This is a genomic window from Mesorhizobium sp. M0848 (assembly GCF_040319805.1).
Lineage (GTDB): Bacteria > Pseudomonadota > Alphaproteobacteria > Rhizobiales > Rhizobiaceae > Mesorhizobium.
Map to the genome: position 1 here is coordinate 173,279 of NZ_JAMYOM010000015.1, position 6,844 is coordinate 180,122.

Here is a 6,844-nt window from a genome sequence, read left to right on the forward strand (position 1 = left end):
CAACCAATGTCATGGCGCATGGTTGGCAGACAACAACCAAGGATGCAAGCCGTGAACGACACGCCAGCCAGCTTTCCGACCACCAGCCGCAACCGTGTCAAGCGCCTGCACGAGCGCGGCAGCTACGACCATGCGGCAGTCTTCGCGGTGCTGGATGCCGGGCTGCTGTGCCATGTCGCCTATACGTTCGACGGCCAGCCCTATTGCACGCCGACCATCCACTGGCGCGAGGACGACATGCTCTACTGGCACGGCTCGTCGGCCAGCCGCATGCTGCGCAATCTGCGCGGCGGCACGCTGGCCTGTCTCACGGTGTCGCATCTCGACGGGCTGGTGCTGGCGCGCTCGGGCTTCAACCATTCCGCCAATTACCGCTCGGCGATGTGTTTCGGCACGGCGCGGATCATCGATGAGCCTGATGAGAAACTGAAGGCGCTGGCCGGCGTCGTCGACCGCTTCTACCCCGGCCGGAGCGAGACCCTGCGGCCGATCTCGGTGCAGGAGGCCAAGGCGACGACGGTGATCGGCATGCGCATCGAAGAGGCATCGGCCAAGGTGCGCGCTAAGGGCGTCGCCGACGACGAGGAGGATTACGGGCATCCGGTGTGGGCCGGCGTCATCCCGGTGCGGATGGTGGTCGGCGCCGCCGAGCCGTGTCCGAGGCTGCTGCCTGGGACGGTGCGGCCGCAAAACCTGGCTAGATATGCCGAGGGTGCGAGGCTCGATGAGGCGCTGACGCGGGCGCAGCGAGCGTATGAGGGCAAAGTTTAGCCAGCGCCTAGTGGGAGCGTATTCAAATCTTGCCGCTGCCGCCGCCTCGCGATATCTCGACACCATGATCACCTTCCGCCGTGCGCAGGCCTCCGACCTGCCTGATATCGTCGCGATGCTGGCCGACGATCCGCTTGGCGCCGGCCGCGAGGACGCCTCCTTGCCGCTGGCACAAGGCTATATCGACGCTTTCAACGCCATCGACGCCGATCCCAATCAGTTGCTGGTGGTGGCCGTGGATGGCGGCGAGGTGATCGGCACCTTGCAGATATCTTTCCTTGCGGGCCTGTCGCGCAAGGGCGCGTGGCGCGGGCAGATCGAGGCGGTTCGGGTTGCCGGCCACCGTCGCTCGGGGGGCGTCGGCAGGCTGATGATCGAATGGGCGATCGACGCGTGCCGGGCGCGGGGCTGCAGCCTCGTCCAGTTAACCACCGACAAGGGGCGGGCGGACGCGCACCGCTTTTACGAAAGCCTCGGCTTTACCGGTAGCCATCTCGGCTACAAGAAGAGCCTATAGGCGGGCGGCTGCACACTTTTTGTGGAACGGCTCGCGGCGTTCGAGCATCGCGCCACCGCTGGCGCATTCGGGAAATCGTTCAGGCATACTTCAACTCGCGACCAAGAGGGGATATAGGTCAGTCAAGTTGACCTATATTGCAGCGTCTGGGGAGGCGTGTCGTGACCCTTATGAATCTGTTGGCCTCGCGCTCATCGCGCATGAAAGCGTCCGAAATCCGCGAGCTCCTGAAGCTGCTCGACCAGCCAGACATAATCTCGTTCGCCGGCGGTATTCCCGATCCCGCGCTGTTCCCGGCCGAGGCGATCCGCGACGCCTATGCTTCGGTGCTCGGCGGCGCCGAGGCGGGTGCGGCGCTGCAGTACCAGGTCTCGGAAGGCTATCTGCCGTTGCGGCGCTGGCTCGCCGGGCAGATGGGCAAGCTCGGCGTCGCCTGTGACGAGGCCAACATCTTCATAACCTCCGGCTCGCAGCAGGCGCTGGATTATCTCGGCAAACTGTTCCTGTCGCCGGGCGATACCGCGCTGGTGACGTGGCCGACCTATCTGGGCGCGCTGCAGGCTTTCAACGCCTATGAGCCTCGCTACGATCGGCTGACCCCGGCCGGCGGCAACATGACGCCCGATGCCTATCGCGCGGCGGCGGCTGCAAATGGCGGCAAGGCCAAGTTCGCCTATCTGGTGCCGGATTTCGCCAACCCGACCGGCAACACGCTGAACCGTGAGCAGCGCGAGGCGGTGCTCGACCTTGCCGGCGAACTCGACATCGCCGTCATCGAGGATGCCGCCTATCGCGCGCTGCGCTATGACGGCGAAGGCGAGCCGCCGATCCTGGCGCTCGACTGCATCAGGTCCGGCGGTATCGACAAGGCGCGCACGCTCTATTGCGGCTCGTTCTCGAAGATCCTGTCGCCGGGCATGCGGGTCGGTTGGGTGTGCGCGCCGCGCCAAATCGTCGAGAAGCTGGTGCTGATGAAGCAGGCCTCCGACCTGCATAGCCCGTCGATCAACCAGGTGGTGATGCATCGCGTCGCCGAAGCCGTGTTCGACGGCCAGGTGGAAAAACTTATCGGCGCCTATCGTGAGCGCCGCGACGGGCTGCTCTCGGCACTGGAAGCCCACATGCCGGAAGGCGTGACCTGGAGCCATCCGGAAGGCGGCATGTTCGTCTGGGTGACGCTGCCGGAAGGGGCCGACGCCACCGAGCTTCTGGCGCGGGCGGTCAAGGAGGCGCGCGTCGCCTTCGTGCCGGGCAGCGCGTTTTATGCCGACGGCACCGGGCGCAACACGCTGCGGCTGTCCTTCACGCTCGCCGACCGGCGCGCGGTGAGCGAAGGCATTCCAAGGCTAGCCGCCATCCTGAAGGGATAGGCCGGCGCCGGAAGCCGGCTTTGCCTCCGCCATTGCACTAACCAGCCGCTCGAGCTTTGAAAGCCTGGTGCGAGCGAGCTTGCGGACCGGCTTTTCGACACCTTCTTCGCCGTTTTCGACGACGAAGACCAACGTCATGAAATCGAGCATGAACTCATCTATGGCTGCCGCGACCTCGTGCGACCTGCCCTTGAACCGGCGCAGCAGAGCGGTTGCTTCCTCGATATCGTCGACACCGGCGCTGTCGACAAGCGCTTCGAGCCTCTGAAAACAATCCAATCGCAATTCCTCCCACCGCGCCACCAAACCCGGTTCGGAGCGGAAAGTTCCAAACTGAGAGTGGTCTCGCGAAAGAAATCGCCTCCACCGCTCGAATTCCGCGGTTTCGACCGGGCGTTGGCATTTTTCTGTTCGGGTGGAACCTCCGCGGCCAACAAAGGTTCTTACCAGGTCTGATCCCCCCTCAGACCTCTGAAGGCTAGAGATGCTTTCCAAAGGCCCGCTGGATCCCCTCCCAGCGGGCCTTTTGTTTGCTGGACGGAAGGAGTATCCGCATTGACGACGCCCTGTCCGAACCTAAATTCGAACCCACACGAGGAGGCGTTTTCATGGAAACCCAGGAATTGCATCGCGGCCGGCTCATCGACCACATCCAACTGGTGGTCGGGGACCTTGCGGCCAGCCGGCGTTTCTACGAGGCGGTCCTGCAGGCGCTCGATGTCCCGATTGGCGGCAGCGGCGCCGCCTTTTTCTGGGCCGACGAGCTGTTTGTCTCCACTGCCGACAGCCGGGCCGCACAGGGAAAACTCACCGGCCGCCATCACCTGGCTTTCCAGGCAAGGGATCACGCCATGGTCGATGTCTTCTACAAGGCCGGGCTTACGGCTGGCGGCACGGACAATGGCGCACCGGGCGAACGGCCCTATCACCCCGGCTATTACGCCGCCTTCCTGCTCGATCCCGACGGCAACAACATCGAGGCCGTCCATCACGGCCCGCATAGTCGCAGCGCCGCTTCGGTGAAGATCACCTTCTAAGCTGCCGATATTCAGCCGGCCGGGATCGCGGGCGCATGGGGCGATGCTGGAGAGAGAGGCTGCTTTGCGTTGCCAGATTGGTGGCCACGATGCTAACCGTGCAAATGGCGAGCGGGAATCGGTATCGAAGCAACGCGCGCTGCAAAATCCTCAATAAAACTCCCCTTACCCCCGTGGAGATATATTTTTTATGCAAAACCCAACAAGGGCGATCTGTGCCGCCACGCTTTTATTTGCGATCGGGGCCGGTGGCCTCACAAGTATATCACCTTTTGCTTATGTTTCATCGCTGCAGGCGCAGGAGGAATATCTTCCGACCCAGAAGGATTTTGTCGGTAAATGGAAACTGAACGGTGGGGCCATCCGGCCGCCGCGCGATATGAAGGATGCGCCGACACCGGAACAGGAAGCGGCCGCCAATGAATTCCAGCAGACGGTGACGGCGTTTTACGGGGCGTTCGACTATCTGGAGATCACGGCGGACGGCCGCTACAATTTTCATCAGCCGGGTGATCCGACGTCGGGGCCTTGCGTCTGGTGCGGAACCTGGTCCTTCAGCAAGAGTTCGGCGTGGCTCAAGCTGGAGACCGCGCCCCGGCTGGATATCTACGCCAAGGACGGCGACATGCAGATGACCTACACTGTCGAACCCGACGAAAAATCGAAATATGCATGGCTGGTTTTCGGTTGGACGAAGGCCGAGTAGGCGGCGGCACACGGCTCGCCAAACGGGCCTAAGCGGCTTTTCATCCATCTCGTATCCTCGTATACGAGATGGAGCCAGCCGCCCGAGGAGACCGCATGAACCCGCTGCCTGAAACCGTGCCGTTTTTCAGCCAGTGGGAAACGCCGGATATGACCACGGCCGTGCTTGCCGACGGCGCCGAAGTGGCGCTGCGGCGCGATCCGCTGTGGCGGGAGTCGGGCGCGGAAACTCTCGATGAGTATGCGGTCTGGGCCGCCAACATCTGCGGCATGGCGTGCCTGAAGATGATCCTGGCCAGCCGCGGCGAGATCGTGCCGACGATCGAGCTTGCCAGGCGCTGCACCTTATATGGCGGCTATGTCGTCAACGGGGGATCGATCAAGGGGCTGATCTACGCGCCCTTCGTCAGCTTCGTGAAAGAGGTTTTTGGACTCCGGGCCGAGGTGGTGACCAATGTCGCGACGGCGGAGATTCCGGCGATCATGCAGCGGACGCGCTTCTTCATCGCGTCGGTCAGCAGTTCGATCCGCTGGCCCGAGCGCGAGCCGCCCTCGAAGGGCGGTCATCTGGTGCTGGTCACGGCGGCGTCCGACGAGGGTTTCCGCTTTCACAACCCGTCCGGCCACGACCCCGCCACACAGGCAGACGCAGTGTTGGCGCCGGCCGATTTCGATCGCTTCTTCGCCAATCGCGGCATTGCCGTCGCCATTTGATTTTTTGACAGTCGAGGGATTTCGATGACCGGTAAGACAAGAGTGGCCATCCTCTATGGCGGGCGTTCGGCCGAGCATGACGTGTCGCGCCTTTCGGCCGCCAATGTGCTGAAGGCGATCGACCGGACGCGCTACGACATCGTGCCGATCGCTATTTCGCGAAGCGGCAGATGGCTGCTGCAACAACTTGATGACGCGGCAGGGGCGCCGGCATCCGAAGACGGCCCGGAGGTTGCATTGTTGCCCGGCGGCAAGGGCTGGCTGGTCGCCGTGTCGCGGGATGGTACGCAGCCTGACCTGCCCCCCATCGACGTCGTGTTCCCGGTGCTGCACGGGCCGTTCGGCGAGGACGGCTCGGTGCAGGGCTATGCCGAGGTCGCCGATGTCGCCTATGTCGGCTGCGGCATCCTCGCCTCGGCCGCCGCCATGGACAAGGATGTCGCCAAGCGGCTGATGCGCGAGGCGGGATTGGCGGTTGCCCGCTCCGTCACCGTGCATCGAAACGGCAAGCATTCCTTCCAGGAGATTGCCGGGATGCTCAGCCTGCCGTTCTTCGCCAAGCCGGCGCGCCAGGGCTCGTCCTTCGGGGTCAGCAAGGTGAATGACAGGGACGGCTTCGAGCAGGCCATCGACACGGCTTTCCGCTACGACCGCAAAGTGTTGATCGAGGAATTCGTCGAGGGTCGCGAGATCGAGTTCTCGGTGCTGGAGCGCGCCGACGGGTCGCTGACGGTGTCGCTGCCCGGCGAGATCATTCCGGCCGGCAAGCATGGCTTCTACACCTATGAGGCCAAATATCTCGATGCCGACGGCGCGCTGGTCAAGGTGCCCGCCGATGTCCCGGCCGATGTGGCCGAGAAGGCCAGGGATATGGCGCGGCGGGCATTCCAGGCGCTTGGCTGCGAAGCCATGGCGCGCGTCGATTTCTTTCTGCGCGCCGATGGCAGCCTGCTCGTCAACGAGGTCAACACCATTCCCGGATTCACCGACATCTCGATGTACGCCAAGGCGCTGGCGGCAACAGGCATCGGCTACAGCCAAACCATCGACGTGCTGATCGAGCACGCGCTGGCCAGGCATGCGGCGCGCTGATCCGAACGAGCGAGCCTGACTTCCATTCCGCGCGTTGAGAGCGCGGCCGACGCGGGCGGGATCATTGCCTGTTGAGTGAGGTGTATTTCATCGTTGGCTAAAGTTGTACGTCGGCTCTATATGCCCGATCATGGCATTTGGCAGGGAGGCATCACGTGGCCAATCGTCGAAACGGCACGGCGTCTTCGGCTGATGGGCCGGGGGACGCCCTTTCAGCGGCCGCGCTTCATCCGCGAACCTCATTGCCAAATGTGGCGGCCATCGTCACGACAGTGGCGGCACTGTATTTCGGGCGCGAGGTTTTCCTGCCGATCGCGATCGCGCTGCTACTGACCTTCGCCCTGGCGCCGCTTGTCTCAGCTCTTAAAAAGGTCGGTATCCCCCGGATTGCCGCCGTCATTGCCAGCGTGCTCGGCGCTTTCGCGGCCCTTGGCCTGTTCTCCTTCATCGTCGCCACGCAGGTCAGCGAACTGGCGCAGAACATCCCGGTCTACCAGACCAACATCCTGACCAAGATCCGCTCGCTCAAGGAAACCGGGGTGGGGGGCGGGATCCTTGCCAGACTGAGCAAGGTGGTCGAGCGGGTCGGCCAGGAGATCGACAGGCAGGACCCCTCGCTACCGGCTGCCACCCCGGAA

General features: G+C 63.6%; 9 protein-coding genes. 8 read left to right on the forward strand and 1 reads right to left on the reverse strand.

Annotated features, from left to right (window positions below):
* Positions 1-18 precede the first annotated feature (18 nt).
* From NKH95_RS18920 to NKH95_RS18930, 3 genes are all read left to right on the forward strand, one after another.
* Positions 19-771, forward strand: a complete 753-nt coding sequence (locus tag NKH95_RS18920) for a pyridoxamine 5'-phosphate oxidase family protein (protein WP_164892969.1) — start codon at positions 19-21, stop codon at positions 769-771.
* A 64-nt stretch (positions 772-835) separates the two neighbouring features.
* Entirely contained in the window at positions 836-1,288 is a 453-nt protein-coding gene (locus NKH95_RS18925; RefSeq protein WP_352611183.1) for a GNAT family N-acetyltransferase, read from the forward strand.
* Between the two features lie 170 nt (positions 1,289-1,458).
* On the forward strand, positions 1,459-2,658 hold the full coding sequence (locus tag NKH95_RS18930; RefSeq protein ID WP_031213765.1) for an aminotransferase-like domain-containing protein: 1,200 nt from the start codon (positions 1,459-1,461) through the stop codon (positions 2,656-2,658).
* Here NKH95_RS18930 and NKH95_RS18935 read toward each other — a convergent pair.
* Positions 2,635-2,937: a hypothetical protein gene (locus tag NKH95_RS18935; RefSeq protein ID WP_352774086.1), complete on the reverse strand. Its 303-nt coding sequence runs from the start codon at positions 2,935-2,937 to the stop codon at positions 2,635-2,637. The two genes, NKH95_RS18930 and NKH95_RS18935, sit on opposite strands and share 24 nt — an antisense overlap.
* Before the next feature lie 329 nt (positions 2,938-3,266).
* On the opposite strand from NKH95_RS18935, the gene NKH95_RS18940 reads away from it, so the two are divergent.
* The 5 genes from NKH95_RS18940 to NKH95_RS18960 form a co-directional block, all read left to right on the forward strand.
* Entirely contained in the window at positions 3,267-3,695 is a 429-nt protein-coding gene (locus tag NKH95_RS18940; protein WP_352793248.1) for a VOC family protein, read from the forward strand.
* A 190-nt stretch (positions 3,696-3,885) separates the two neighbouring features.
* Entirely contained in the window at positions 3,886-4,401 is a 516-nt protein-coding gene (locus NKH95_RS18945; RefSeq protein WP_352892464.1) for a hypothetical protein, read from the forward strand.
* A 95-nt stretch (positions 4,402-4,496) separates the two neighbouring features.
* Entirely contained in the window at positions 4,497-5,114 is a 618-nt protein-coding gene (locus NKH95_RS18950; RefSeq protein WP_352892465.1) for a cysteine peptidase family C39 domain-containing protein, read from the forward strand.
* Between the two features lie 24 nt (positions 5,115-5,138).
* Positions 5,139-6,206: a D-alanine--D-alanine ligase family protein gene (locus tag NKH95_RS18955; protein WP_128304596.1), complete on the forward strand. Its 1,068-nt coding sequence runs from the start codon at positions 5,139-5,141 to the stop codon at positions 6,204-6,206.
* A 155-nt stretch (positions 6,207-6,361) separates the two neighbouring features.
* Positions 6,362-6,844, forward strand: a 483-nt coding sequence (locus NKH95_RS18960) for an AI-2E family transporter (RefSeq protein WP_352892468.1), incomplete at its 3' end; no start/stop codon positions are given.

What these genes read in the sequence shown, in the direction of transcription:
- NKH95_RS18920 (WP_164892969.1), top strand. Translation starts at nt 19, where the DNA reads ATGGTTGGCAGACAACAACCAAGGATGCAAGCCGTGAACGACACGCCA.
- NKH95_RS18925 (WP_352611183.1), top strand. Translation starts at nt 836, where the DNA reads ATGATCACCTTCCGCCGTGCGCAGGCCTCCGACCTGCCTGATATCGTC.
- NKH95_RS18930 (WP_031213765.1), top strand. Translation starts at nt 1,459, where the DNA reads ATGAATCTGTTGGCCTCGCGCTCATCGCGCATGAAAGCGTCCGAAATC.
- NKH95_RS18940 (WP_352793248.1), top strand. Translation starts at nt 3,267, where the DNA reads ATGGAAACCCAGGAATTGCATCGCGGCCGGCTCATCGACCACATCCAA.
- NKH95_RS18945 (WP_352892464.1), top strand. Translation starts at nt 3,886, where the DNA reads ATGCAAAACCCAACAAGGGCGATCTGTGCCGCCACGCTTTTATTTGCG.
- NKH95_RS18950 (WP_352892465.1), top strand. Translation starts at nt 4,497, where the DNA reads ATGAACCCGCTGCCTGAAACCGTGCCGTTTTTCAGCCAGTGGGAAACG.
- NKH95_RS18955 (WP_128304596.1), top strand. Translation starts at nt 5,139, where the DNA reads ATGACCGGTAAGACAAGAGTGGCCATCCTCTATGGCGGGCGTTCGGCC.